We start from the raw sequence: 26,434 nt of genomic DNA, 5'->3' as shown, positions 1-26,434 counted from the left end.
ACGGGCCCGCAGTTCCACGCGACTTGGCCCAGTGGCGTGGAATCGGGATTCGGGCCGGTGATTTCGGCGCATTGAATGTGCGCCGTAGGGAAGGTAAGCAAGATGGTACAGGTCAGAGCACACCAGCCGATCAACACCGACGGCAGTCTCAACCTCGAGGCATGGCTTGATCATGCCGTGAGTGTGGATGTCGCGCTGGACCGTGAAGCCTTGAAAGAAGCCTGTGAGTTTGCACGCGAGGCCGAACAGCAAGCGAACGCCGCGAAAAACCTGTGGACCGAAGGCACCTCGAGCTTTCGCACCGGGCTTGAAATCGCTGAAATTCTCGCGGATCTGAAACTGGATCAGGATTCGCTGGTCGCGGCGATTCTCTATCGCGGCGTGCGTGAAGGCCAGATTCAGCTCCCCGCCGTTACTCAGCGGTTCGGCCAAGTGGTGGCCAAGTTGATTGATGGCGTACTGCGCATGGCCGCGATCAGCGCCAGCCTGAGCCCGCGTCAGTCGATGGTGCTGGGCACCCAGGGCCAAGTCGAGAACCTGCGCAAAATGCTGGTGGCCATGGTCGATGACGTGCGCGTCGCGCTCATCAAGCTGGCCGAGCGCACCTGCGCCATTCGCGCCGTCAAAAACGCCCCGGATGAAAAACGTAATCGCGTCGCACGCGAGGTGTTCGATATTTACGCGCCATTGGCGCACCGCTTGGGCATTGGCCATATCAAGTGGGAGCTGGAGGACTTGTCCTTCCGTTACCTTGAGCCTGAGCAGTACAAGCAGATCGCGACTTTGCTGCATGAGCGTCGTCTCGATCGCGAGCGTTTCATCTCCGAGGTCATGAATCAGTTACGTACGGAGCTGGAAGCCACCGGGGTTGATGCTGACATCAGCGGCCGGGCAAAACACATCTATTCCATCTGGCGCAAAATGCAGCGCAAGGGTCTGGCCTTCAGCCAGATCTATGACGTGCGTGCCGTGCGGGTGCTGGTGCCCGAAATGCGCGATTGCTACACCGCGCTGGGCATCGTCCACACCTTGTGGCGTCATATCCCGAAAGAATTCGACGATTACATCGCCAACCCGAAAGAGAACGGCTACCGCTCGCTGCATACCGCCGTGATCGGGCCGGAGGGCAAGGTGCTTGAGGTGCAGATCCGCACCCACGCCATGCACGAAGAGGCCGAACTCGGCGTGTGCGCGCATTGGCGGTACAAGGGCACTGACGTCAAGGCGGGCTCCAACCAGTACGAAGAGAAAATCTCGTGGCTGCGCCAAGTACTGGAATGGCACGAGGAGCTGGGCGATATCGGCGGGCTGGCCGAGCAGTTGCGGGTCGATATCGAACCGGACCGTGTCTATATCTTCACCCCGGACGGGCATGCCATCGATTTGCCCAAGGGTGCGACACCGCTGGACTTCGCGTATCGGGTGCACACCGAAATCGGCCATAACTGCCGTGGCGCCAAGATCAACGGGCGTATCGTGCCGCTCAACTACAGCCTGCAAACGGGTGAGCAGGTCGAGATTATCACCAGCAAGCACGGCACTCCGAGCCGCGACTGGCTTAACCCGAACCTGGGTTACATCACCACGTCGCGGGCGCGGGCCAAAATTGTGCACTGGTTCAAGTTGCAGGCGCGTGACCAGAACGTGGCTGCGGGTAAAACCCTGCTTGAGCGCGAGCTGGGCCGCTTGGGCCTGCCTGCGGTGGATTACGAGAAGCTGGCCGACAAGGCCAACATGAAAACCGCCGAGGACATGTACGCGGCACTGGGCGCGGGCGACTTGCGTCTGGCGCAGTTGATCAATCTTGCGCAGCAAATGGTCGAGCCCGAACGCGGCAACGAGCAGATGGAGCTGATTCCACGCAAGGCCACAGGCTACAAGCCGGGCAAACGCGGCGACATCCAGATCGAAGGCGTGGGTAACCTGCTGACGCAAATGGCCGGTTGCTGTCAGCCGCTGCCCGGCGATGCCATCGTCGGGTACATCACCCAGGGGCGTGGCGTGAGTATTCACCGTCAGGATTGCGCTTCGGTGCTGCAACTGGGCAGTCGTGAGCCGGAGCGGATGATTCAGGTCAACTGGGGGCCGATCCCGGTCTCCACCTACCCGGTGGATATCGAGATTCGGGCGTACGATCGTTCCGGGTTGCTGCGTGACGTGTCGCAAGTGCTGCTCAACGAGCGGATCAACGTATTGGCGGTCAACACCCGCTCGAACAAAGAGGACAACACCGCGCTGATGTCCTTGACCATCGAGATTCCGGGGCTCGATTCGCTGGGGCGTCTGTTGGGAAAAATCTCGCAACTGCCCAACATCATTGAAACCCGGCGTATCGGGCGCAGTGAGCCGCGATAAGGTCTGAGGAACCCCGCTTTCAGCCACTGGAGGCGGGTAACTGGCGTTGCGTGCGGCCCTGCTCATAGCGTTTTGTAGAAGAGATCCGTGATGTACAACCTCGACGATTTGCTTCACCTCATGGCCCGGCTGCGTGACCCGCAGTACGGCTGCCCGTGGGACATCAAGCAAACCTACCGCACGATCGTGCCTTACACCCTTGAAGAGGCGTATGAAGTCGCGGACGCCATCGAGCAGGGCGACTTCGAGCACTTGCAAGGCGAGTTGGGCGACTTGTTGTTTCAAGTGGTTTATTACAGCCAGTTAGCCCGTGAAGAAGGGCGCTTTGAATTTGCCGGGGTCATTGACAGCATCACCCGCAAGCTCATCCGTCGCCATCCCCATGTATTTCCGACGGGCGATCTGTATGCCCCGCTGGACGTGCCGCGCCTGAGCGAAGAACAGGTCAAGCAGCGTTGGGATGAAATCAAGGCTCAAGAACGGGCCGAAAAAGCGTCGGCGCCCCATCAGTTGTCTTTGCTCGATGACGTGCCCGTGGCGTTGCCCGCCTTATCGCGGGCCGCCAAATTGCAGAAGCGCGCCGCTCAGGTAGGCTTCGACTGGCCTGCGGCCCTGCCGGTGCTGGACAAGGTGCGTGAAGAACTCGACGAAGTGCTGGAAGCCATGGCGGACAACGACTCGACTGCCATCCAAGACGAGGTCGGTGACCTGCTGTTTTCCGTGGTGAATCTGGCGCGACACCTGAAAGTTGACCCTGAAACGGCCTTGCGTGGGGCAAATGCCAAATTTGACAGGCGTTTCAGGTTTATCGAGCAGGCATTGCGCGATACCCTGCGACCCATTGAAGATTGCACCCTTGAAGACCTGGACGCCCTCTGGGGTGAAGCCAAGCGCCAGGAAAAGAATTTACCCAGCTGCGGCTGAGTTTGCCTAAGTGAGTAAGTAGATGAGCATTTCCCTACGCGACCAGTTGCTCAAAGCCGGACTGGTCAACGAGAAACAGGCCAAGCAGGCCGGTAAAGAAAAGCAGAAGCAGCAGCGTCTGGCCCATAAAGGCCAGATCGAGCTGGATGACACTCAGCAGCGCCTGGCGGCCGAAGCCAAAGCCGAGAAGATCAAGCGCGACCAGGAGCTGAACCGTCAGCAACAGGAGAAGGCTGAACAAAAGGCCCGTGCCGCTCAGATCAAGCAATTAATCGAAGTTTCGCGCTTGCCCAAGCTCAGCACTGAGGACTACTACAACTTCGTGGACGACAAGAAGGTCAAGCGCCTGTCGGTCAACACGCTGATGCGCAACAAGCTGGCCAATGGCTCGCTGGCGATCGTGCAGCATCAGGGTGGCTACGAAGTTATCCCGCGTGAAGCGGCATTGAAAATTCAGGAGCGCGACCCGCGCCGGATCGTGCAGCTCAACATTCTGGTTGAGCCGAAAACACCTGAAGAAGACGATCCGTATGCGGCGTACCAGATCCCAGATGATCTGATGTGGTAAGCACGCCTTCATGGCTGTCAAAACAAACCCCGCTTCGGCGGGGTTTGTTGTTTTCAAGAGGGTCGTATCAATGCTTCAGGACCGGCGCTGTTGCGCTTCCAGCTTTTCCAGCTCGGCCTTGTAGTCCTGGGCGTCGCTTTCGCGGTGGAACATACCGACCAATACGTCTTCCTGGTGAACATCCCACAGGTGAACACCGTGGGCCACGAGTTGGTGGAACATACGTGAATCGTCGCGCTCAGTTACTTTAATCGTCATCTGTTTGCTCCAAATTCTGATGGGGTATGCGGCAAGTCGTCGCAGATCTTCTTTATAGAGTTTGTTAGCTTGCTAAGTAAATGGCTGATGGGGGTGCTGTCATGTGCCAGAAAATGCACAACACCATGCAGCCCTTGTGTAGCGGGGTGTTTGCGTCAGTAACCGAAAGTTTTATGACAAAAGTTTCATCTTTGCCGGGGTTTCAGGGTCAAAAAAAACCTCGCCGGAGCGAGGTTTTTTGTCTGGCACTGTCAGTCGCGGCTCATTCGCCTTTGACTGTCTTGCCGTCCACCGTGCCGTCGAGCAGCATGATGTTGTATTCCTTGCCGTCTTTTTCGACCTGACGCAAGGCTACCAGCAGGCCATCCCATTGCTTGGCGAACCACATTTCGGTGATGCGCTTGTTCTGGGCTGGATCGCGCACGCGCTCAACCTTGATGGCGTTGATTTTACCGGCTTTGGTGGTGACTACTTCGGGGCCGATTACGCGGAAGTCGTAAGTGTCTACTTCGTCGCCATCAACCACCTGGTAGCTCATCGACTTTTTGCCGGCCAGTACGTCGCGCTGCAGGGCCAGTTGGTAGGTCGACTTGTCGAGCATGCCGGTCAGCAGTTTTACCGTCACAGGCGTCTTGTTGTCGGTCCCGGTAACCGTCATGTCCTTCCAGTTGAAGTTCAGGTCTACATTTTTGACTTTACCCAAGCCTCCCCGTTCGAAGTGATAGCTCAGAGGAACCGGCTGGTCTTTTTCCAGCTTGAGTTTGCTTATTTCGCTCAGGCTCGCTACCAGCATCGAGGCCTTGAAGTTCAAGGTCCAGACGTTGTCTTTTTCTTTATCTTTGACCAGGCTGCGTTCCGCGGAGCCGCTCATCGGCAACTGTTTCCAGTCGGCGGTGTAGCTGGCCGTGAAAGGCTGAAGATCGGCCGCTTGCACTGCTGGGATGGCTAGCAGGCTAAGGGCAAGGAGCAGGGCACGACGCATAAAATCTCCTAGATTTGTATCTGGTGGCCGCTGGCCGGGAGTAATTGACCGTCCAATAATGCACCTTGTTCGTCGAGAGACAAGCGGCCCTCGGCAAACCAGCGCACTGCAAGGGGGTAAATCCGGTGCTCCTGGGCGTGAACCCGTTGCGCCAGACTGCTTGGCGTGTCTTCAGGCTCGACAGGTAGCACTGCCTGTACGACCAGAGGGCCGCCATCGAGTTCCTCGGTTACGAAGTGCACGCTGCAACCATGCTCACGATCCTGCGCTTCCAGTGCACGTTGATGCGTGTGCAGGCCTTTGTGTTTGGGCAATAAAGACGGATGGATATTCAGCAGGCGCCCCTGATAATGGCGCACGAAGTCAGCGCTGAGTATGCGCATGAAGCCGGCCAGTACCACCAGGTGCGGATTGAAAGTGTCGATGATTTCGATCAGTGCAGCATCGAAGGCCTCGCGGCCCTCGAATGCTTTGTGATCCAGAACGCGGGTGTCGATCCCCGCGTTCTTGGCGCGTTGCAGGCCCGGTGCGTCAGCGCGGTTGGAAATCACCGCGCGCAGGGTGGCCGGGCTAGCCTTGATGTCATCGCTGTCGATCAAGGCCTGCAAGTTGCTGCCTGTGCCGGAAAGCAGCACCACTACATCACACGTGTCAGGCATCAGTGTGCCTTGAGGTTTTGTAGCTCGACTTGCGCAGCGCCTTCTGCGGCGGTTGCGATCTGGCCGATGACCCAAGGCTGTTCACCGGCTTCACGCAGCACGTTCAGAGCGGTTTCTACGTCAGCCTGAGCCACGCAGATCACCATGCCGACGCCGCAGTTCAGTACGCGGTGCATTTCGGTTTCGGCCACGTTGCCTTGTTCCTGCAGCCAGTCGAATACCGCAGGGCGCTGCCAGCTGGCCACGTCCACCACGGCTTGGGCGCCTTTAGGCAGCACGCGCGGAATGTTGTCGAGCAGGCCACCGCCGGTGATGTGCGCCATGGCCTTGACCACGCCGGTTTCCTTGATCAGCTTGAGCAGCGGCTTGACGTAGATGCGGGTCGGGGCCATCAGCAGGTCGGTCAGCGGCTTGCCGTCGAGCTGGATGTTTTCGATGTCTGCACCGGACACTTCGATAATCTTGCGGATCAGCGAGTAACCGTTGGAGTGCGGGCCTGAAGACGGCAGGGCGAGCAGGGCGTCACCGGCAGCCACTTTGGAGCCGTCGATGATTTCGGATTTTTCGACCACGCCAACGCAGAAACCTGCCAGGTCGTAGTCTTCGCCTTCGTACATGCCTGGCATTTCAGCGGTTTCGCCGCCTACCAGCGAGCAGCCGGACAGCTCGCAACCTGCGCCGATACCGGTTACCACCTGGGTCGCGGTTTCAACGTTGAGTTTGCCGGTGGCGTAGTAATCGAGGAAGAACAGTGGCTCGGCGCCGCACACGATCAGGTCGTTCACGCACATGGCCACCAGGTCGATGCCGATGCTGTCGTGTTTGTTCAGGTTCAGGGCCAGACGCAGCTTGGTGCCAACGCCGTCGGTGCCGGAGACCAAAACAGGCTGCTTGTAACCGGCAGGAATTTCGCAGAGGGCGCCAAAACCGCCGAGGCCGCCCATCACTTCCGGGCGTGCAGTGCGCTTGGCCACGCTCTTGATGCGTTCGACCAATGCTTCACCGGCGTCGATGTCTACACCGGCGTCTTTGTAGCTCAGGGATGGTTGCTTGCTCATAATCCAGGCCTTTAGGGGGGATTCGGGGAGGTCGACCGATCTCAGAGGGCCCGCTGGCAAGTGCTCATCGCTGTGAATGAAGCATTTGCCGGGTGCCCGGCTGTCGCCGGTCTGCGAAGGCGCGCGATTTTATCAGGCTTGAAGGGCAGCGGCCATCCTCGGGCCGACGGGCAGGGTTATATAGCGCGAAAAAAACCTTTTTTAGTCGTACTGGCCGCTGCGGGCAGGCCTGTATAAGGTATACGGGTTCACTTTTGATTTTTTATGACCGTGTGAAAACGCTGCCGCCGCGGTGAATGATTTGGCTTGCGCCCTGTCTGAAACCTGCAGCAGTGGATTTATCGGGTCTTTCAAGACTGCTTTTTTGTCGTCAGGAATATTTCATGCGTTTTCATCACCTTTTAGCCGCAGGCTGTTTGTCCTTTTTCAGTCTGGCGAGCCATGCCGAAATTCTGACCAATTTGTATCAAGTGCGTGAGCCGGTGAGCAGTCAGTCTCCCGAAGAACGCACCCAAGCCACGCAAAAAGCATTGGAAACACTGGTGATCCGCCTGACTGGCGATGCCAAGGCGCTGCAAAATCCTGGTCTGGAGCCGGTGCGCAAAGACCCCCAGCAAATCATTCGTCAATACGGATATGACGCCGGGCCGCCCGAAAGCCTGCAAGTGGATTTCGATCCTGTGAGCACCGAACGTGCGTTGCGGCAGGCGGGCCTGTCGTTGTGGGGCAGCAATCGCCCGGCGTTGTTGAGCTGGTGGCTGAGCGACTCGGTTGAAGGCTCAAGCCTGGTAGGTGACGGGCAGTCGGCCGCCGAACCCCTGCGCCGTGCAGCGCAACACAGGGGTTTGCCCTTGCGTTTGCCGCTGGCTGACTTGAGTGAGCAACTGGTCGGCACGGTCGACAATATTGAAGGCTCCAATCCTGCCCCGTTGCGTGAAGCATCCGAGCGTTATGGCGCCGATGCGTTGCTGGCGGTACATGCCCGTGAAGAGGGCGGCCAGTGGCAAGCTAAATGGCGCATGTGGCTGGGTGATCAACAAGAGCAGGGCAGCGCGCAGGCGGCGGATCAGGCGGCACTGGCCGATGCGGTGATGCTGGCCGTGAGTGAGCGCCTGGCGCCGCGTTACGTGGTCAAGCCGGGCGTTTCCACTGAGCAGTTGCTGGAAGTGCAAGGCATGACCCTAGAGCGTTATGCCTCGCTGGGGCGTTTGCTTGAACCGTTTGGTGGGCAACTCGTGCGCATGGACGGCGACCGTAGCGTGTATCAGGTCAATGGCAGCGCCGAGCAGTTGCGCTCTCAATTAGGGCTGGCGCATTTGCAGGAAATCCCGACGAGTGAAAGCGCGCCGGTGACTGAGGCGGGTCAGACGCCCGCTACGCCTGCCGCGCAGCTACGCTTTCGCTGGTAGGTTTTTCTCTTCTATATAAAGGATGGACGCTTGATGACGGATTCGCGGCGATGGGTATGGTGGGGCATGGCGCTGGTGTTCGCCCTGTTTGTGTATTTCTTGCATCCGATACTCACGCCGTTTCTGGTTGCTATCGTACTGGCGTACATGTTCGATCCTGTGGTGGACCGTCTGGAGAAGTTCGGCTTCTCCAGAACCTGGGGCGTCGTGACCGTGTTTGCGCTGTTCACGGTGATCGTAACGGGGCTGGTGCTGATTCTGGTGCCCTTGCTGGCCAAGCAGTTGATGAAGCTCTATCAACTGGCGCCCCAAGTGCTGGACTGGTTGCAGCACACGGCGGTGCCGTGGGCGCAAAGCAAATTCGGCCTGAGCGACGGCTTCTGGAAGTTCGACAAGATCAAGGCCGCTATCACTGAGCATATGGGGCAGGCGTCCGATATCGTCGGGGTGGTGCTGTCGCAGGCCACGGCGTCCAGCCTGGCGCTGATCGGCTTTTTGGCCAACCTGGTGTTGATCCCGGTGGTGGCTTTCTACCTGCTGCGCGACTGGGACATCATGCTGGCCAAGATCCGTGGCTTGCTGCCGCGCGACCGCGAAGAACAAATCGTTTCGCTGGCCAAAGAGTGCCATGACGTACTCGGCGCGTTTGTGCGTGGGCAGTTGTTGGTAATGCTTGCGCTCGGGGTGATTTATTCCGCAGGCCTGATGCTGGTCGGGCTGGAGCTGGGGTTGTTGATCGGCTTGATGGCGGGTATCGCGGCCATCGTGCCGTACATGGGGTTCATCATCGGCATTGGCGCGGCATTAACTGCCGGGCTGTTCCAGTTTGGTGGTGATCTGTACCCGATGCTCGGGATCGTGGCGGTGTTCATGGTCGGCCAGGCGTTGGAAGGTACGGTGCTCACGCCTTTACTGGTGGGTGACAAAATCGGTATGCACCCGGTGGCCGTGATTTTTGCGATTTTGGCCGGGGGTGAACTGTTTGGGTTTACCGGGGTGTTGCTGGCTTTGCCGGTCGCCGCCGTGATCATGGTGCTGGTCCGCCATGTGCAGGACATGTACAAGGAGTCGCAGGTGTACAAAGGCGAGGAAGACCCGGAGTTATAGGTCTCGTCATGTGAGAAAAAGGCAGGCCGGTCGTTTGACGGGCCTGCCTTTTTTGTTGCACCGCATGGCCCGTTGGAATTGGAAAAAACTCAAATAATCCAAGGCCTTAACGCAAACCTTTGATTTTGCTCGTGGTCTGTTACATTGTGCGCCCGGCTACAACGGGTATAAACTTTGCAAACTTTACACAGAGGCCACTAACGGTTCGTTTGAACTGTTCAGTCAGCATGAAACCGATTCAGCTGCCCCTAGGTGTGCGTCTGCGTGATGACGCTACCTTCATAAACTACTATCCAGGCGCCAATGCCGCTGCACTCGGCTATGTCGAGCGTCTATGCGAAGCCGACGCCGGCTGGACAGAAAGTCTGATTTACCTGTGGGGCAAGCATGGCGTAGGACGTACGCACCTGTTGCAGGCAGCCTGCCTGCGTTTTGAACAGATGGGCGAACCTGCTGTGTACCTGCCGTTGGGCGAATTGATGGATCGCGGCATCGAAATCCTCGATAACCTCGAACAGTATGAGCTGGTGTGTCTGGATGACCTTCAGGCAGTCGCCGGTCGCGCGGACTGGGAAGAAGCACTGTTCCACCTGTTCAACCGTCTGCGCGACAGCGGGCGACGGCTGTTGATTGCGGCTTCGGCGTCACCGCGAGAGCTGCCGATCAAACTGGCTGACCTCAAATCCCGCCTCACCCTGGCCCTGATCTTCCAGATGCGACCGCTGTCCGACGAGGACAAGCTGCGTGCTTTGCAGTTGCGAGCTTCGCGTCGTGGCCTGCACCTGACCGACGAAGTCGGGCACTTTATCCTCACCCGTGGCACCCGCAGCATGAGTGCGCTGTTTGACCTGCTGGAGCAGCTCGATCAGGCCTCTTTGCAAGCCCAGCGCAAATTGACCATCCCTTTCCTGAAAGAAACCCTGGGCTGGTAAACACGCCGTTTCAAGCCGTTTCGACAAATGACAGGCGTCAGAAAACCCGCGTGCCAGAAGGGCGGCAAACGCAGAATTTATCGTCAGGGGTGTAAAACTTTAGATGTCATGAGAAAACTGGCGAGTCACATTTAGATCGATTGAATTTGCAAATGAGGATCATAGTTGGCATAGTCGCGGCTACTTTTCCCACAAGCCACGGTCGTGCCCATGCTAAATCGCTTCGCACCCCTCGTGCCCCTCGCACTCGTTACCCTGTTATTTGGTTGCGCTGCGCACTCGCCAGTGTCTCAGCAAGTGGTCGACCAGCAGGCTCATAAGTCATCAGTGTCCCAGGATTCCGCTCTTTATCAGGAAGAACTGGCGACCGAAAAAGAACTGGCGCAATTCTCCGAGAACAGCAAGCCTTACGAGTTGCCAGCGTTGGCTGACAGCATTCTTGAGCGTGGCATGTCCCTGATCGGTACCCGTTACCGTTTTGGCGGCACCTCGGAAGCAGGCTTCGACTGCAGCGGCTTTATCGGTTATCTGTTCCGCGAAGAGGCTGGCATGCAATTGCCGCGTTCAACGCGCGAGATGATCAACGTTGATGCGCCGCTGGTTGCTCGCAACAAACTCAAGCCGGGTGACCTGCTGTTCTTCAGCACCAACGGCCGCGGTCGTGTCAGTCACGCGGGGATTTACCTGGGTGATGACCAGTTCATCCACTCCAGCAGCCGCCGCAGCGGTGGTGTGCGTATCGACAAGTTGGGCGATACCTACTGGAGCAAAACCTTCATTGAAGCCAAGCGTGCACTGGCCATGGCGCCAACGAGCGTAATCGCCCGCAAGTAAAGTTAAAGCTTCACTTGAAGTTTGGCCTCTAAGGGCTAGAATTCAGTCGCATTGTTAAATTCCTGAGCCGCGAAGGTATTGCCTGTCGCGGTTTCAGGTTTCGCGGCCGAGTTGCCGTATCCAGAATCAGGAACGTTCTGTTTATGTCAATCATGGCCCGCTTCTCAGTTTTGACTCTAGCAGCCCTGCTCAGTGCTTGCGCCAGCAACCCGCCGCCCGCCCCAGTGGCCAAAAAGCCGGTGGTATTTGCCAATCCCTCTGAAGATTTCTCGCCCATCGCCGCCGATGTGTTGTTCCGTGCGCTGGGTCTGGTAGGCACGCCTTATCGTTGGGGCGGCAACACCCCTGACTCGGGCTTTGATTGCAGTGGCCTGATCAAGTACGTCTACAACGACGCTGCCGGGATTTCGTTGCCGCGCTCGACCCGCGAGATGATCGTGATGAGTGCGCCGAATGTGGGTAAAGACAAGCTGCAAACCGGTGACTTGCTGTTTTTCGCTACCAGTGGCGGGACGCAAGTCAGTCATGCGGGAATTTACGTGGGAGAAGGGCGCTTCGTACACGCGCCAGCCACCGGCGGTACCGTCAAGCTCGACAGCCTGTCCAAAGCCTACTGGCAAAAAGCCTACCTGAATGCCAAGCGTGTACTGCCAACCGAGCAGCACCTGGCCCGCAACCCTTAAGCGGGCCTGTTATACAGAGAGAGGCTGTGATCACACAGCCTCTTTTTCTATTCCGGGCAGCAGTACCTTACTTCGCGGACACCCGCCAGATCTTGTTGCCGACATCATCTGCCACCAACAGATCTCCTTGCTTGTCGATCACTACGCCCACCGGACGGCCCATCGCTTTTTCATCGGCGGTGAGGAACCCGGTCAATACATCCATCGGCATCCCGGTCGGTTTGCCATCGGCAAACGGTACGAAAATGACTTTGTAACCGCTATGGGGTTTGCGATTCCATGAGCCGTGCTGGCCGACAAAAGCCCCTTCGGTGAAGTTCGGCAACTTGCTGCCGTCGGCAAAGCTCAACCCTAATGAAGCGGTGTGCGGGCCGAGTGCATAGTCAGGCGCTATGGCTTTTGCTACTTGCTCAGGGTTTTGCGGATTCACCCTGGCATCGACGTGTTGACCGTAATAGCTGTAGGGCCAGCCATAAAAGCCACCGTCTTTGACGGACGTGATGTAGTCCGGCACCAGGTCGCTGCCAATCTCGTCGCGTTCATTGACTGCCGTCCAGAGTTTACCGGTCGACGGTTCCCAGCCCATGCCATTGGGGTTGCGCAAGCCGGACGCGAAAATGCGGTGGCTGCCGGTGGCGGGGTCCACTTCCCAGATCGCCGCGCGGCCTTCTTCCTTGTCCATGCCGTTCTCGCCCACGTTGCTGTTAGAGCCAACGGTCACGTAGAGCTTCTTGCCATCGGGGCTGGCAATCACGTTTTTGGTCCAGTGGTGGTTCAGCGGGCCGCCTGGCAGGTCGACCACTTTGGTCGGCTGAGCGCTGATGCTGTCTTCACCGGCTTGGTACGGGAAGCGCAGCAGTTTGTCGGAGTCGGCCACGTACAGATCGTTGCCGACCAGGGCCATGCCAAATGGCGAATTCAGGTTTTGCAAAAACACGCTGCGGGTTTCGGCGATGCCATCGTGATTGGCATCGCGTAACAGTGTGATCCGGTTCGCACTGGGCACGCCCGCGCCAGCTTTACCCATGACCTTTTCCATCACCCAGCCGCGAATCCCTTTACTGTCGTCCGGTTTGGGCGGGGCATTGGTTTCCGCCACCAGCACATCGCCGTTGGGCAGCACATACAGCCAGCGCGGGTGATCAAGGTCCTCGGCAAAGGCGCTGACCTGCAGGCCTTCGGCGGCAATCGGCTTGGCTCTCTGCGACCAACCCACGGCGGGGGCGATATTGACCGTCGGGATCAGCGTCTTGTTAGGTTCAGGCAGCTTGGGCGACGGGCCAGTGCCATCCGCCACTTGCAAAGTCGAACTCTCACCACAGGCGGCTAATCCTGCTGCAAGTACGATGACAACAGCGTGCTGGCGCTTGAGCATGTGAATCTCCATGAGTAGGGGTGTAAGTGATAGAGAAGCTTGGCGAGGCAAAGGTTCAGGGTAATGCCATTTTGCTGTGGGTATGTGCACTACCTTTAATTGACGCTCCACCCCCAACCCTCTAACCTTCGCCGCTTGTTTCAGGTGCTCTGCAGCCATGGGCTGGCAGGGTGAAACAGGGAAGCCGGTGAGGGTTCAGGTGCAGTGCGCCGGGGCCACGATTCCGGCGCTGCCCCCGCAACGGTAAATGAGTCAACACCACGCCAAGTGCCACTGTGTCTGTTCACGGGAAGGCGCGCGGTCAGGGCTGCTTGTGTACAGGCGGCCCGCTCATGAGCCCGGAGACCGGCCTGATCCATCCAGCACCTCGCGGCGGGCGACGGTGTGTCGCTTTTGTTAAATCTCCCCCGCCTCCCGTTTGCTTTTTTCAGCCCCAACGGAGAGCTGCCATGAATGAATCCCCCGAACGCGACGAACGTCATCAGGCGCGCATGCTGCGCAAAAAAGCCGTGATGGACGAGCGCATTGCCAGCGCACCCAATGAGTGTGGTCTGCTGCTGGTGTTGACCGGCAACGGTAAAGGCAAGAGCAGCTCGGCCTTCGGCATGCTGGCCCGCGCCATGGGCCACGGCATGCAGTGTGGCGTGGTGCAGTTCATCAAGGGACGCAACAGCACCGGCGAAGAACTCTTCTTCCGTCGCTTCCCGGAGCAAGTGCGCTATCACGTGATGGGCGAGGGCTTTACCTGGGAGACGCAGGACCGTCAGCGCGACATCGCCGCTGCCGAGGCTGCGTGGGAAGTGTCCCGCGAAATGCTGCGTGATCCGTCCATCGGGCTGGTCGTGCTGGATGAGTTGAACATTGCGCTCAAACACGGCTATCTCGATCTGGAACAGGTGCTGACTGACCTGCAAGCCCGTCCGCCGATGCAGCACGTACTGGTCACCGGACGCGGTGCAAAACCTGAAATGATTGATCTGGCCGACACCGTGACGGAAATGAATGTGGTTAAACACGCTTTCCAGGCCGGCATCAAAGCCCAGAAAGGCATCGAACTGTGAGTGTTCAAGCATGAGAGAGTCGCGTCATTGCCCGGCGGTGTTGATCGCCGCGCCGGCTTCCGGTCAGGGCAAGACCACCGTTACCGCCGCTTTGGCCCGACTGCACCGCAATCAGGGGCGCAAGGTGCGGGTGTTTAAATGTGGCCCGGATTTCCTCGACCCGATGATTCTGGAGCGTGCCAGCGGTGCGCCGGTGTATCAGGTCGATTTGTGGATGGTGGGCGCGCAGGAAAGTCGACGTCTGCTGTGGGACGCCGCGGGTGAGGCAGACCTGATCCTCATTGAAGGGGTGATGGGGCTGTTTGATGGCACGCCGTCCAGCGCTGACCTGGCGCGTCACTTCGGGGTGCCGGTACTGGGCGTGATTGATGGCACCGCAATGGCTCAAACCTTCGGCGCCTTGGCGCTAGGGCTTGCGCGGTATCAGCCGGACCTGCCCTTTGCCGGGGTGTTGGCCAATCGGGTGGGTACGGTGCGTCACGCGCAATTGCTTGAAGGCAGTTTGACCGAAGGGTTGCGCTGGTATGGCGCGCTGTCCCGGGAAACCGGCATCGAATTGCCCAGTCGTCACTTGGGGCTGGTGCAGGCCAGCGAGTTGAATGACCTGGACGCACGCCTGGATGCGGCCGCCGACGCCCTCGCCAGCACCTGCGAGGTAGCGCTGCCACCCGCTGTTGAGTTCGCAGCGCCCGAGCCGGTAAAGGTCGAGCCATTGTTGGCGGGCGTCCGGATTGCCGTGGCGCGGGATGAAGCGTTCGCTTTTACATACGGTGCGAGCCTGGCTTTACTGCGCGACATGGGCGCTGAGCTGCTGTTCTTTTCGCCGATCCGCGACACGCAGCTTCCTGCGGCGCACAGCCTGTATTTGCCGGGAGGCTACCCGGAGTTGCATCACCTTGAGCTGTCGCGTAACCACGCGATGCTCGACGCGATTCGTGCTCACCACGCTGCAGGCAAGCCGTTACTGGCGGAATGTGGCGGCATGCTGTACCTGCTCGATGCCTTGACGGATGTCGACGGCCAACGTGCTGAATTGGTGGGCGTGCTGGCGGGGGAGGCAACCATGCAAAAGCGTCTCGCGGCACTGGCGTTGCAAGCTGTTGACATGCCCGAAGGCCTGCTGCGCGGTCATACCTATCACCACTCGCTGACCAGCACCGAGCTGCAACCCATTGCCCGCGGCCTGAGCCCTAACGGGGGGCGCGGTGCCGAAGCGGTGTATCGCGAAGGCCGTATGACGGCGTCTTATGTGCACTTTTACTTTCCCTCCAATCCCAAGGCCGTGGCTGCGCTGTTCGCGCCCTGTGCTGTGAAGGTGCCATGAGCGACAACGCATTCAGTTCCCAAGAGCGCGCAGCGGTGTATCGCGCCATCGCCGAGCGCCGCGATATGCGCCATTTCAGTGGGGGAACGGTCGCCCCCGAACTGCTGGCCCGCTTGCTCGAAGCGGCGCACCAAGCCCCCAGCGTGGGTTTGATGCAGCCGTGGCGGTTTATCCGCATCACCAACCGTGAACTGCGCGCCAAGGTTCAGGCGCTGGTGGAAGAGGAGCGTGTACGCACCGCCCAAGCGCTGGGCGAGCGTTCTGATGAATTCATGACCCTTAAGGTCGAAGGCATCAACGACTGCGCCGAAGTGCTGGTTGCCGCATTAATGGACGATCGCGAGAAGCATATTTTCGGGCGCCGCACGTTGCCGGAGATGGACATGGCGTCGTTGTCCTGTGCCATTCAAAACCTGTGGCTGGCGGCCCGGGTTGAAGGGTTGGGCATGGGCTGGGTGTCGTTGTTCGAGCCGCAAGCACTGGCGGATCTGCTGGGCCTGCCTGCCGGCGCAAAACCGTTGGCGGTGTTGTGTCTGGGGCCGGTCGAGGCGTTTTATCCGGCGCCTATGCTGGTGCTGGAAGGGTGGGCGCAGGCGCGTCCTCTCAACGAATTGGTGTACGAGAACTATTGGGGGGTGAGCCCATGAGTGTGGCGTTGCTGTGCGTCGCCGGGGTGGCGTTGGACGCATTGCTGGGTGAGCCCAAACGCTGGCATCCGCTGGTTGCGTTCGGCCGTATGGCAGACCGCATCGAACAGCGTTTTAATTCCGGTGGACGTGGCTGGCGCAGTCACGGCGTGACCGCTTGGGTGTTGGCCGTGATTCCGTTGACGATTTTGGCCACGGCGTTGTCATGGCTGCCTTATATCGGTTGGCTGGTGGACATTCTGGCGCTGTATTGCGCGCTGGGCATGCGCAGCCTTGGCGAACACGTGCAACCTGTGGCTGAGGCGTTGCGCAGTCAGGATCTGGATCACGCCCGCACCCGTGTGGGTTATCTGGTCAGCCGCCAGACCAGCGAACTGGACTCGACCGAAGTGGCGCGGGCCGCCACCGAGTCGGTGCTGGAAAACGGCAGCGACGCGGTGTTTGCAGCGATTTTCTGGTTTGTCGTGGCGGGTGCTCCCGGCGTGGTGCTCTATCGTTTGAGTAATACCCTCGATGCCATGTGGGGCTATCGCACTGAACGGTTCGAACGTTTTGGCTGGGCTGCTGCGCGCATCGACGATTTGCTTAACTACGTGCCTGCGCGTCTGGTCGCCCTGACCTACGCACTGCTGGGCAAAACTCGGCTCGCCATGCAGTGTTGGCGAACGCAGGCGCCGCACTGGGACAGCCCCAACGCGGGCCCGGTCATGGCGGCCGGTGCTGGCGCGCTGGGGGTCGCACTGGGTGGCCCGGCGATTTACCACGGTGAATTGCACGAGCGCCCGCAGTTGGGTGAAGGCCCGCCCGCCGACGCCGATTCCATCGGGCGCGGCTGGCAATTGGTGCAGCGTGGCGTGTGGCTGTGGCTGCTGATTCTGTGTGTCGGGAGTGAGTTTTATGCTTGAGCACGGTGGACGTTTGCGACAGGCAGCCCTGCAATACGGGATTGCCGAAGCTGACTGGCTGGACCTGTCCAGCGGTCTGGCGCCCTGGCCCTTCACAATCCCTGTTATTCCCGAGCGGGCCTGGGCGCGCTTGCCCGAAACCGATGACGGTCTTGAACAGGCCGCGTGCAGCTATTACGGCGCCCCTGAAGTCTTGCCTGTGCCCGGTTCGCAATGTGCTATCCAGTTGCTGCCCCGTCTGCGTCGCAGTGGCAAGGTCGGCGTGCTGTCACCGTGTTATGCCGAGCATGCAGAGGCCTGGCGCCGCAACGGGCACATCGTGCGCGAAATCCTGGAGCAGGAAGTCGATTTTTATCTCGACACGCTGGACGTGCTGGTGGTGGTCAACCCCAATAATCCGACGGGCCTGAGCCTGTCACCCGAACGGTTGCTGGACTGGCATGCGCGCCTGGTACAGCGCGGCGGCTGGCTGGTGGTGGACGAAGCGTTCATGGACAACACCCCTGAGTTGAGCCTGGCGCCGCAGAGCCAGCGTACCGGCCTGATTGTGCTGCGTTCGTTCGGCAAGTTTTTCGGGCTCGCGGGGGTGCGTCTTGGCTTTGTGCTGGCGGAACTCAAGCTGCTCAAGTTGCTCGCTGAGCACGTCGGCCCGTGGGCTGTCAGCGGACCGACGCGGGTACTGGGGCAAGCGTGCCTGCTCGACACCGAGGCGCATGCCCGGCAACGCCAGCGCAGCGAGCAGGCCAGCCAGCGTCTGGTGGCGATGCTCAGTCAGTACGGGTTGCCTGCACAGGGCGGCTGTGCACTGTTTCAGTGGCTGATCACCCCGCACGCTGAGCACCTCTACGACTTCATGGCCCGGCGCGGCATACTCCTGCGCCTGTTTGCCCATAACAGCAGCCTGCGTTTTGGCCTTCCCGCCGAGGAGGCCCATTGGCTGAAGCTGGACCTGGCTTTGCAGGCTTACACCAAGGAAATCCCATGAGCACGTTGATGGTGCAAGGCACCACGTCCGATGCGGGCAAAAGTACATTGGTAACGGCGTTGTGCCGTTGGTTGACCCGTCAAGGCGTGCGTGTGGTGCCTTTCAAGCCGCAGAACATGGCGCTCAACAGTGCGGTGACAGCTGAGGGCGGCGAGATCGGTCGCGCCCAGGCCGTTCAGGCGCAGGCTGCCGGGCTGGCGCCGCACACCGACATGAACCCGGTATTGCTCAAACCCAACAGCGACACCGGCTCGCAAGTGATCATTCACGGGCGTGCCGTGACCAGCATGAACGCGGTGGCTTATCACGATTACAAAACCATCGCGATGCAGGCTGTGCTGGCCTCCCATGCACGTCTGAGTGCGGCCTATCCCGTGGTGATGGTCGAAGGCGCGGGGTCGCCGGCCGAGATCAATTTACGCGCAGGCGACATTGCCAACATGGGCTTTGCCGAAGCGGTGGATTGCCCGGTGATTCTGATTGCCGACATCAATCGCGGCGGCGTTTTCGCCCATTTGGTCGGCACCCTCGAACTGCTGTCGGAAAGCGAACAGGCACGGGTTCAGGGTTTTATCATTAACCGTTTTCGCGGCGATATCGCATTGCTGCAACCGGGGCTCGACTGGCTGGAGCAACGGACGGGCAAGCCGGTGATCGGAGTGCTTCCTTATGTGATGGACCTGCACCTTGAAGCCGAAGACGGCATCGATCAGCGTCAGATCAGTAAAGAGGGGCATGTGCTGAAGGTGGTGGTGCCGGTGCTGCCGCGCATCAGCAACCACACCGATTTTGACCCGCTGCGTTTGCATCCCCAAGTGGATGTGCAGTTTGTCGGGCCGGGCCAGTCGATTCCGGCCGCCGACCTGATCATCCTGCCGGGTTCCAAAAGCGTGCGCAGTGACTTGGACTACCTGCGCGCCAATGGCTGGGACGCGGTCATTGAGCGGCATTTGCGCTATGGCGGCCGGGTGTTGGGGATTTGCGGTGGCTTGCAAATGCTTGGCGAACAGGTACACGACCCGCTGGGCCTCGAAGGCGCGCCGGGTTCCAGCGACGGGCTGGGCCTGTTGGCGTTTAGCACGCAGCTGGAAGCTGAAAAACAACTGCGTAATGTCCGCGGGCGGCTTGCGCTGGAAAACGCCGAGGTCAGTGGTTATGAGATTCACGCCGGGGTAACCAGCGGGCCAGCCCTTGAACAGCCCGCCGTGCAGCTCGAAGACGGCCGATGCGATGGCGCGCTTAGCGCAGACGGGCAAATCATCGGGACTTACGTGCATGGCCTGTTCGAGTCGCCCGCAGCGTGCAGTGCCCTGCTGCGCTGGGCCGGCCTGCGCAACGTCCAGTCTGTGGACTACCACGCGCTGCGTGAGCGCGATATTGAGCGGTTGGCTGATCTGGTGGAAAACCATTTGGACACCGACCGCTTGCGCCAGCTGTGCGGGCTTGAATAACCCGGTGATCGCTGCCGCAGGCTGATTTTTTAGAGGTTCATGAACATGCTGCAACTGATTTTGGGCGGTGCCCGTTCGGGTAAGAGCCGTCTGGCAGAAACGCTGGCAGCCGGCTCGGGGTGCGCGGTGACCTACATCGCCACCAGCCAACCGCTTGACCTGGAGATGAATGACCGTGTTCGTCACCACCGCGAGCGGCGTCCTGCCGATTGGGGGTTGATTGAAGAGCCGTTGGCATTGGCCCGCGTGCTGCGCGAAAGTGCCCGTGCCGATACATGCCTGCTGGTGGACTGCTTGACGTTGTGGTTGACCAACCTGTTGATGCTCGAAGACCCGCAACGCCTGATTGCTGAGCGTGATGCCTTGCTGGCGTGCCTGACAGCGCTGCCGGGAGAGATCATTTTTGTCAGCAATGAAACCGGAATGGGTGTCGTGCCGCTGGGCGAGTTGACGCGCCGTTATGTCGATGAAGCCGGTTGGCTGCATCAAGCTTTGGCCGAGCGCTGTGAGCGGGTTGTGTTGACCGTCGCAGGCTTGCCCCTGACGTTGAAAGGAACTGCCTTATGAACACGCCGTGGTGGCTGCGCCCGTGTAAATCCCTTGACCGTGACGTACAAAAGGCAGCTGCCGAGCGTCAACAGCAATTGACCAAACCTGCTGGTTCACTGGGGCAGCTCGAAACCCTGGCGATTCAACTGGCCGGGCTGCAAGGGCGGGTCAAACCGCGTGTCGATCAGTTATGGATCGCCCTTTTCGCCGGAGATCACGGGGTGGTGGCCGAGGGTGTTTCAGCGTACCCACAAGCCGTGACCGGGCAAATGCTGCACAATTTTGTCAGTGGCGGTGCGGCGATCAGTGTGCTGGCACGGCAATTGGGCGCGCAACTGGACGTGGTTGACCTGGGGACGGTCACGCCGATGCTCGATCTGGCGGGTGTCCGTCATTTGCAATTGGGGGCGGGCACGGCGAACTTCGCCACGGGGCCGGCCATGACGGACGCACAAGGCCTGAAGGCCTTGCAAGCAGGGCGCGACAGCGTGATACGGGCCCGTGAGGACGGTGGGGAACTGTTTATCGGCGGCGAAATGGGTATTGGCAACACCGCCTCCGCCAGTGCGGTGGCCAGCGCGTTGCTTCAATGCCCGGCATCGTTGTTGACGGGCCCCGGTACAGGGCTGGACGCTGCGGGCGTCAGCCACAAAGCACGGGTAATTGAGCAGGCGTTGGCGTTCCATGCTGGCTGGCTGGACGATCCGCTGCAAACGTTATTCCGTCTCGGTGGTTTTGAAATCGCCGCGCTGGCGGGCGCGTATGTGGCCTGCGCCCAAGAAGGGCTTGTGGCGTTGGTGGATGGCTTTATCTGTACGGTCGCGGCGATGGTTGCCGTGCGTTTGAATCCCGAGTGCCGTCAATGGATGGTCTTCAGCCATCGCGGAGCCGAACAGGGGCATCGTCACGTGCTCGAGAGCCTCGCAGCAGAGCCTCTGCTTGATCTTGGCCTACGGCTGGGCGAAGGCAGCGGGGCGGCACTGGCGGTGCCGTTGCTGCGGCTGGCCTGTGACCTGCATGGGCAAATGGCGACGTTTGCCGAAGCAGCCGTGGCGGATCGCCCGGCATGATTGTGCGCCTGGACCTGTTGCGCCATGGGGAAACCGAACTGGGCGGTGGCCTGCGCGGCAGTCTGGACGATGCGCTGACCGAACTGGGCTGGTCGCAAATGCGCGAGGCGGTTCAGGGACAGGGGCCGTGGGAGCGGATTGTCAGCTCGCCATTACAGCGCTGCCGCCTGTTTGCGCAGGATCTGGCTGCGTCCCTGGACCTGCCGTTGACCCTCGACAAGGATCTTCAGGAGTTGCACTTTGGCGTGTGGGAAGGGCAGAGCGCGGCGGCCTTAATGGAAACCGATGCTGAGGCGTTGGGCTTGTTCTGGTCAGACCCGTATGCCTTTACCCCGCCTGAAGGGGAGCCGGTGCTGGAGTTTGCCGAGCGTGTGATGGCAGCGGTTCTGCGGCTGCAACACCAGTACGCGGGTCAAAAAGTGCTGGTGGTTTGCCACGGTGGTGTGATCAAACGGTTATTGGCTCAAGCTCGCGGCTTGCCCCGCGAACAGTTGCTCAACGTCGCGGTGCCCCACGGCGCCTTGCTGCACGTGCAAGTGAGCGCTGAGGGTGAGTTGCATGAGGTGAGCGCATGAGGGGGCCGTTCTGGATTGCCTTGCAATTTTTGAGCAGTTTGCCGGTGCGGTTGCCCGGTATGCCGTCACCTCGGGAAACCGGCCGTTCGCTCCTGTATTACCCGCTGGTGGGCCTGCTGTTGGGCGCTGTTTTGTGGGGCGTGAACGTGTGCTTGTCAGGCGCGCCGCTCATGTTACATGCCGCCCTGCTGCTAACGGTGTGGGTGCTGTTCAGCGGCGGGTTGCACCTGGACGGCCTGGCGGACAGCGCTGATGCGTGGTTGGGCGGGTTTGGTGATCGCGAGCGCACGCTGACCATCATGAAAGACCCACGCAGCGGCCCGATTGCCGTGGTGGTCTTGGTGTTGGTGCTGCTGCTTAAGTTCTCTGCCTTGCTGGCGGTGATCGAGCAGCAACAGTACGTGGCGTTGCTGATTGTGCCGCTGATCGGGCGCAGTGCGTTGCTGGGTGTGTTTTTGACCACCCCTTATGTGCGCGCCGGTGGGCTGGGGCAGGCGCTGGCCGATCATTTGCCGCGCTCGACAGGCTGGTGGGTGCTGGGCGTCAGCGCGTTGGTTGGTGTGCTGCTGGGGGGGATGAGTGGCGTGTGGTCGCTGGTCTTGGCCATCATCGGGTTTGCGTGGTTGCGCCGAATGATGATGCGTCGATTGGGCGGCACCACCGGCGATACCGCCGGCGCGCTACTGGAGTTGCTTGAGGTGTGGGTATTGGTCGGTCTGGCCCTGATCGGGTAGCCACCGTTTTGAACGGGAATGAGCCGCCGGGGCAGTCGCGGCGTATTTCGGGCTGGCTCAGGCTTCAACAGCGGCTAAGGTTTTATTCTTGTAACTCTTTTATTGCGGGTATATACATACAAAATGTTACCAACCCAGTGTTTATGCACCAACCTGCGGCGTGCGGCGCGTGGCGTCAGCAGGCATTACGACGGCGCCCTGGATGGCTTGGGGATCAACGTTGCCCAGTATTCACTGCTCTGCAACCTCAAGCGTATGGACCGACCGAGCATTTCCAGCCTTGCCGAAGCGATGGGGCTGGACCGCAGCACGCTGGGCCGCAATTTGCGGGTGCTTGAGGGGATGGGGTTGGTGAAACTCTCTGAAGGCGCTGATCAGCGTAACCGACTGGTGTGCCTGACCGAGGCGGGTAATGAGCGTCTTGCTGCGGCCCTGCCCGCGTGGGAGCGCGCGCAGCAACGCTTGATGGACCGCTTGGGTGACGCGCGACGCGCCCAACTTTTAGAATTGTTGAACGAATTGGCAGGCACTGACTAAGGGTAAGTCGCGTGTCTTCAAAGGGTTTATACCCGCTCCCGGAGAATAAAAATGACAACGGTGTGGCGTAATAGCGGTTGGGTCTTGCTGGGCAGCGCGCTGATCTTGGCGCTGTCCTTGGGCGTGAGGCATGGCTTCGGCCTGTTTCTGCCGCCGATGAGTGCGCAGTTCGGCTGGGGCCGAGAAGTCTTTGCGTTCGCTATCGCTTTGCAAAATTTGATTTGGGGCTTGGCGCAGCCTTTCACCGGGGCGCTGGCGGACCGGTTTGGCGCGGCCAGGGTCGTGATCGTCGGCGGCGTGCTATACGCGGTGGGTCTGGTCATGATGGGGATGTCCGATTCGCCGCTGTCGCTGTCATTGAGCGCAGGGCTGCTGATCGGGATTGGCCTGTCGGGCACTTCGTTCTCCGTGATCCTCGGTGTCGTAGGGCGTGCCTTGCCGCCTGAAAAGCGCAGCATGGGCATGGGGATCGCCAGCGCAGCAGGTTCCTTCGGGCAGTTCGCCATGCTGCCTGGCACGCTGGGGCTGATCGGCTGGCTCGGTTGGTCAACGGCCTTATTGGTGTTAGGCCTGTTGGTTGCGCTGATCGTGCCGCTGGTGAGCATGCTCAAGGATCGCCCCATGCCCGCACTGGGCGGCGAACAGACCCTCAAACAAGCGTTGCACGAGGCGTGCAGCCACTCGGGGTTCTGGCTTTTGGCCTTTGGTTTTTTCGTCTGCGGTTTTCAGGTGGTCTTTATCGGCATTCATTTGCCGGCCTATCTGGTTGATCAGCATCTGCCTGCGACTGTCGGTACGTCTGTGCTGGCACTGATCGGTCTATTCAATATCTTTGGCACCTACACGGCAGGTTGGCTGGGCGGGCGGATGTCCAAGCCACGCTTGTTGACCGGCCTCTATTTGGCGCGGGCGGTGGTCATCGTGCTGTTCTTGTGGGCGCCGGTTACGCAGTTCAGTGCTTACTTGTTCGGTATGGCCATGGGGTTTTTGTGGCTGTCGACGGTGCCCCTGACCAACGGTACGGTAGCGACACTGTTTGGTGTGCGTAACCTGTCGATGCTGGGCGGCATCGTTTTTCTGTTCCACCAGTTGGGGGCATTTTTGGGTGGCTGGCTCGGCGGTGTGGTCTACGATCAAACCGGGAGTTATGACTTGATCTGGCAGGTTTCGATTGTTTTGAGCCTGTTGGCGGCGGCCCTTAATTTACCGGTGCGCGAGCGGCCTGTTGCGCGTTTGCAATTGCAGGAGCGTGGGGTGTGAGTTCAACCTGGATCTGGCTGGGTGGCTTGGGTGCGGGGTCGGCCCTTATCGCTCTGGCATGGTGGGGCTGGCATCAGGGTGGACTGGCGTTGCTGCAACTGGGCATGGCTACTTGCTAGTTCATGGGCCGGGCGCGTAAGTTCAGGGCCTGTATTTTTTAAAAGGACACCAATGATGCTCAAGCGCTGGATTGCGATGCCCGTACTGTTGTTGGCGTGTGCAGGACCTGTTTGGGCGGCACAATGCCCGCCGCTGCTCGAAGGTTCGTTGCCCAAGTTGCGATCAAAAGAGTCCATCGACTTGTGCCAACGCTTTGCCGGAAAGCCGCTGGTCATTGTCAATACCGCAAGTTTCTGCGGGTTCGCGCCCCAATTCAAAGGGCTTGAAGCGTTGAATAAACGCTATAAAGATCAGGGGCTTGAGCTGATTGGCGTGCCCTCGGATGACTTCAAGCAAGAGGCCAAGGATGGGGAAGAGACTGCCAAGGTGTGTTACGTGAACTACGGCGTGACATTCACCATGACCAATCCGCAGAAAGTTCGTGGGGCAGATGCGGTGCACCTGTTCAAAGTGCTGGCTGAGCAAAGCAGCGCGCCGAAGTGGAACTTCTATAAATACGTGGTGGACCGTCAGGGCAATGTGATTGCCAACTTTTCCAGCCTGACAAAGCCCGACAGTCCGGAGCTGATCGAGGCGATCGAAAAGGCCATTGCTTCAAAACCCTGATTAACGGCCAATAAAAAATCCCCGCGCTCGTCACCGAGGCGGGGATTTTTTAATTCAGCAGATGAACCGTGAGGTTCGTCGCGAATTAGAACTTGTAGGTTGCACCCACTGCGAAGCCGTTTGCGCTGTTTTCATATTTGGCGCTGTAACGGTTGATGCCCTTCGCGTCGTTGACTTTCACGGACTCTTCTTTGAGGTAAGAGTAAGCCACGTCAATAGTCAGGTCGTCAGTGATTGCGTAGCCAGCACCCAGGCTGAAGATTGTCCGGTCACCGGTAGGAATACGTGGCGAACGGTTGGTGTTGTTGGTAGGCGACTGGTCCCATGTCAGACCGGTACGCACAATCCACTGTTTGTTCAACTGATAAGACGTACCGATGGCGTAAGCCCAAGTGTCATGCCAGTTTTGCTCTTCTTTGATGGTGGTGAACGCCTGAGCGCCGCCCGGACCTGCGTTGGCAACCGTAACGCCTTCGTTTTTAACGGTTATGTCTTTCAGGCGGCTCCAACGTGTCCAGGTAGAACCGGCATAGACTTTCCAAGCATCAGACAGGTCTTGTGTGACGGACAGATCCCAGGATTCAGGGGTGTCGATCGACAACGAAGCATCATAGCGGTTGCTTTTCAGCAATTGAGGCGGAGTACCCGCGCCCGCTTCAATGTCGGTGTGGCCTTTGAGCTTGTAGCTGACTTTGGAGTGGTAGGTCAGGCCGACACGGGTAGTGTCAGTGGCTTGCACCAAAATACCGGCGTTCCATCCCAGAGCGGTGTCATCACCTTTGATCTTTACATGGGCTTCAGGTGTTCCTGGTACCAATGCAAGATCGGATTCCAGTTTGCCGGCAATGCGGTTGATGGTTGGACCGAAACCGATCGACACCTTGTCATTGAACGCGTAGCTGACGGTCGGTTGGAAGGTGACAACTGCAACGTCGCTAGTACTGCCGAAAGCGCGACCCTGGAAGCTTTTTTCATATTCAGTGGCGAGGCCAAAGGGCGCGTATACACCGAAACCTACAGCCCACTGATCATTGATGCGGTTCGTGTAGAAACCCATTGGAACACCGGTGAAGGGAACCATGTCACCTTTGTTGGTTCCCCGGGCATTACCTCGCGCATCTTTGATATCGGTTGTTGCGTCAATGACTGCAACGCCACCGGTCACTTGCTGACCTTGTAGGCGGGACATACCGGCAGGGTTACCAAATACGGTGCTTGCATCATCCGCTTGAGACGAACGACCTGCGAAACCGGTCCCCATACCGCTGACGCTTTGTTCGTTGAGGGCGAAGCCACTGGCGAAAATCTGGCTGGAAGCCAAAGTGACGGCGAGGCTAAGTGTGGTCTTGAGCATTACTTTTTTCATTATTAGAACTCCTTTTGATCACCGGGTGGAAAGCTACCAACATTTTTGTTTAAGCGCTATAGGCCAAATCGCAGGAGATAGCGTTGTTTTGTAGGACAAT

At 59.4% G+C, this 26,434-nt stretch carries 28 protein-coding genes and 1 riboswitch; of the genes, 22 read left to right on the top strand and 6 right to left on the bottom strand.

What is annotated here, in order from left to right:
• The first annotated feature begins 102 nt into the window (after positions 1-102).
• The 3 genes from relA to HBN68_RS17945 all read left to right on the top strand — a co-directional run bounded on the left by relA (position 103) and on the right by HBN68_RS17945 (position 3,847).
• Complete coding sequence (relA, locus tag HBN68_RS17955; RefSeq protein ID WP_094994723.1) at positions 103-2,355, top strand: GTP diphosphokinase; 2,253 nt, start codon at positions 103-105, stop codon at positions 2,353-2,355.
• A gap of 90 nt (positions 2,356-2,445) precedes the next feature.
• Entirely contained in the window at positions 2,446-3,279 is an 834-nt protein-coding gene (gene mazG, locus HBN68_RS17950) for a nucleoside triphosphate pyrophosphohydrolase (protein ID WP_169965541.1), read from the top strand.
• Positions 3,280-3,301: 22 nt separating this feature from the next.
• The gene (locus HBN68_RS17945) at positions 3,302-3,847 is read left to right on the top strand and encodes a DUF2058 domain-containing protein (protein ID WP_047276399.1); all 546 of its coding nucleotides are present in this window, start codon (positions 3,302-3,304) and stop codon (positions 3,845-3,847) included.
• A gap of 75 nt (positions 3,848-3,922) precedes the next feature.
• Here the strand turns inward: HBN68_RS17945 and HBN68_RS17940 are convergent, their stop codons facing one another.
• The 4 genes from HBN68_RS17940 to purM all read right to left on the bottom strand — a co-directional run bounded on the left by HBN68_RS17940 (position 3,923) and on the right by purM (position 6,804).
• A complete protein-coding gene (locus HBN68_RS17940; RefSeq protein WP_169965539.1) occupies positions 3,923-4,105 on the bottom strand; it encodes a hypothetical protein in 183 nt (60 codons plus the stop codon).
• A 262-nt stretch (positions 4,106-4,367) separates the two neighbouring features.
• Entirely contained in the window at positions 4,368-5,087 is a 720-nt protein-coding gene (locus HBN68_RS17935; protein WP_169965537.1) for a DUF3108 domain-containing protein, read from the bottom strand.
• 8 nt (positions 5,088-5,095) lie between these two features.
• Entirely contained in the window at positions 5,096-5,746 is a 651-nt protein-coding gene (gene purN / locus HBN68_RS17930; protein WP_094994727.1) for a phosphoribosylglycinamide formyltransferase, read from the bottom strand.
• Positions 5,746-6,804, bottom strand: coding sequence for a phosphoribosylformylglycinamidine cyclo-ligase (purM, locus tag HBN68_RS17925; protein ID WP_047276389.1), 1,059 nt, complete (start codon positions 6,802-6,804; stop codon positions 5,746-5,748). The genes purN and purM overlap by 1 nt, the downstream gene beginning before the upstream one ends.
• Positions 6,805-7,187: 383 nt before the next feature.
• Between purM and HBN68_RS17920 the strand changes: the two genes are divergently transcribed.
• The 5 genes from HBN68_RS17920 (at position 7,188) to HBN68_RS17900 (ending at position 11,769) form a co-directional block, all read left to right on the top strand.
• Positions 7,188-8,213 (top strand): DUF2066 domain-containing protein, encoded by a 1,026-nt coding sequence (locus HBN68_RS17920; RefSeq protein ID WP_094994728.1) that lies wholly within the window; start codon positions 7,188-7,190, stop codon positions 8,211-8,213.
• Between the two features lie 33 nt (positions 8,214-8,246).
• Entirely contained in the window at positions 8,247-9,320 is a 1,074-nt protein-coding gene (locus tag HBN68_RS17915) for an AI-2E family transporter (protein ID WP_094994729.1), read from the top strand.
• 227 nt (positions 9,321-9,547) lie between these two features.
• Positions 9,548-10,252, top strand: coding sequence for a DnaA regulatory inactivator Hda (gene hda / locus HBN68_RS17910; RefSeq protein ID WP_047276383.1), 705 nt, complete (start codon positions 9,548-9,550; stop codon positions 10,250-10,252).
• A gap of 210 nt (positions 10,253-10,462) precedes the next feature.
• A complete protein-coding gene (locus tag HBN68_RS17905) occupies positions 10,463-11,086 on the top strand; it encodes an NlpC/P60 family protein (RefSeq protein ID WP_094994730.1) in 624 nt (207 codons plus the stop codon).
• A gap of 143 nt (positions 11,087-11,229) precedes the next feature.
• Positions 11,230-11,769, top strand: coding sequence for a C40 family peptidase (locus HBN68_RS17900; RefSeq protein WP_094994731.1), 540 nt, complete (start codon positions 11,230-11,232; stop codon positions 11,767-11,769).
• Positions 11,770-11,836: 67 nt separating this feature from the next.
• Here HBN68_RS17900 and HBN68_RS17895 read toward each other — a convergent pair whose 3' ends face one another.
• Positions 11,837-13,144, bottom strand: a complete 1,308-nt coding sequence (locus HBN68_RS17895) for a sorbosone dehydrogenase family protein (protein WP_169965535.1) — start codon at positions 13,142-13,144, stop codon at positions 11,837-11,839.
• Between the two features lie 125 nt (positions 13,145-13,269).
• Positions 13,270-13,513, top strand: a riboswitch (cobalamin riboswitch).
• An 80-nt stretch (positions 13,514-13,593) separates the two neighbouring features.
• Between HBN68_RS17895 and cobO the strand changes: the two genes are divergently transcribed.
• From cobO to HBN68_RS17830, 14 genes are all read left to right on the top strand, one after another.
• Positions 13,594-14,205, top strand: coding sequence for a cob(I)yrinic acid a,c-diamide adenosyltransferase (cobO, locus tag HBN68_RS17890; protein WP_094994733.1), 612 nt, complete (start codon positions 13,594-13,596; stop codon positions 14,203-14,205).
• Between the two features lie 10 nt (positions 14,206-14,215).
• Positions 14,216-15,529: a cobyrinate a,c-diamide synthase gene (locus HBN68_RS17885; RefSeq protein WP_094994734.1), complete on the top strand. Its 1,314-nt coding sequence runs from the start codon at positions 14,216-14,218 to the stop codon at positions 15,527-15,529.
• A complete protein-coding gene (bluB, locus tag HBN68_RS17880; RefSeq protein ID WP_094994735.1) occupies positions 15,526-16,176 on the top strand; it encodes a 5,6-dimethylbenzimidazole synthase in 651 nt (216 codons plus the stop codon). Before HBN68_RS17885 ends, bluB begins: the two co-directional genes overlap by 4 nt.
• On the top strand, positions 16,173-17,081 hold the full coding sequence (gene cbiB / locus HBN68_RS17875) for an adenosylcobinamide-phosphate synthase CbiB (protein ID WP_094994736.1): 909 nt from the start codon (positions 16,173-16,175) through the stop codon (positions 17,079-17,081). Before bluB ends, cbiB begins: the two co-directional genes overlap by 4 nt.
• A complete protein-coding gene (cobD, locus tag HBN68_RS17870) occupies positions 17,074-18,066 on the top strand; it encodes a threonine-phosphate decarboxylase CobD (RefSeq protein WP_094994737.1) in 993 nt (330 codons plus the stop codon). The genes cbiB and cobD overlap by 8 nt, the downstream gene beginning before the upstream one ends.
• Entirely contained in the window at positions 18,063-19,517 is a 1,455-nt protein-coding gene (locus tag HBN68_RS17865; protein ID WP_169965533.1) for a cobyric acid synthase, read from the top strand. Before cobD ends, HBN68_RS17865 begins: the two co-directional genes overlap by 4 nt.
• 45 nt (positions 19,518-19,562) lie before the next feature.
• Positions 19,563-20,084: a bifunctional adenosylcobinamide kinase/adenosylcobinamide-phosphate guanylyltransferase gene (gene cobU / locus HBN68_RS17860; RefSeq protein WP_094994749.1), complete on the top strand. Its 522-nt coding sequence runs from the start codon at positions 19,563-19,565 to the stop codon at positions 20,082-20,084.
• Positions 20,081-21,136 (top strand): nicotinate-nucleotide--dimethylbenzimidazole phosphoribosyltransferase, encoded by a 1,056-nt coding sequence (cobT, locus tag HBN68_RS17855; protein WP_094994739.1) that lies wholly within the window; start codon positions 20,081-20,083, stop codon positions 21,134-21,136. The genes cobU and cobT overlap by 4 nt, the downstream gene beginning before the upstream one ends.
• The gene (cobC, locus tag HBN68_RS17850; protein ID WP_094994740.1) at positions 21,133-21,711 is read left to right on the top strand and encodes an alpha-ribazole phosphatase family protein; all 579 of its coding nucleotides are present in this window, start codon (positions 21,133-21,135) and stop codon (positions 21,709-21,711) included. The genes cobT and cobC overlap by 4 nt, the downstream gene beginning before the upstream one ends.
• Complete coding sequence (locus HBN68_RS17845; RefSeq protein WP_169965531.1) at positions 21,708-22,445, top strand: adenosylcobinamide-GDP ribazoletransferase; 738 nt, start codon at positions 21,708-21,710, stop codon at positions 22,443-22,445. The genes cobC and HBN68_RS17845 overlap by 4 nt, the downstream gene beginning before the upstream one ends.
• 123 nt (positions 22,446-22,568) lie before the next feature.
• The gene (locus tag HBN68_RS17840; protein ID WP_094994742.1) at positions 22,569-22,982 is read left to right on the top strand and encodes a MarR family winged helix-turn-helix transcriptional regulator; all 414 of its coding nucleotides are present in this window, start codon (positions 22,569-22,571) and stop codon (positions 22,980-22,982) included.
• A gap of 60 nt (positions 22,983-23,042) precedes the next feature.
• Positions 23,043-24,242 (top strand): MFS transporter, encoded by a 1,200-nt coding sequence (locus HBN68_RS17835; protein WP_169965573.1) that lies wholly within the window; start codon positions 23,043-23,045, stop codon positions 24,240-24,242.
• Positions 24,239-24,361, top strand: a complete 123-nt coding sequence (locus tag HBN68_RS22295) for a hypothetical protein (RefSeq protein WP_262373569.1) — start codon at positions 24,239-24,241, stop codon at positions 24,359-24,361. The genes HBN68_RS17835 and HBN68_RS22295 overlap by 4 nt, the downstream gene beginning before the upstream one ends.
• A 55-nt stretch (positions 24,362-24,416) precedes the next feature.
• On the top strand, positions 24,417-24,968 hold the full coding sequence (locus HBN68_RS17830; RefSeq protein WP_169965529.1) for a glutathione peroxidase: 552 nt from the start codon (positions 24,417-24,419) through the stop codon (positions 24,966-24,968).
• An 85-nt stretch (positions 24,969-25,053) separates the two neighbouring features.
• On the opposite strand, the gene HBN68_RS17825 is transcribed toward HBN68_RS17830, so the two are convergent.
• A complete protein-coding gene (locus HBN68_RS17825) occupies positions 25,054-26,334 on the bottom strand; it encodes an outer membrane protein transport protein (RefSeq protein ID WP_094994745.1) in 1,281 nt (426 codons plus the stop codon).
• Between the last annotated feature and the right edge of the window lie 100 nt (positions 26,335-26,434).

The sequence above is a fragment of the Pseudomonas sp. WS 5078 genome, from assembly GCF_012985745.1.
GTDB lineage: Bacteria > Pseudomonadota > Gammaproteobacteria > Pseudomonadales > Pseudomonadaceae > Aquipseudomonas > Aquipseudomonas lundensis_A.
This window is presented reverse-complemented; position numbering and strand designations above follow the sequence as displayed.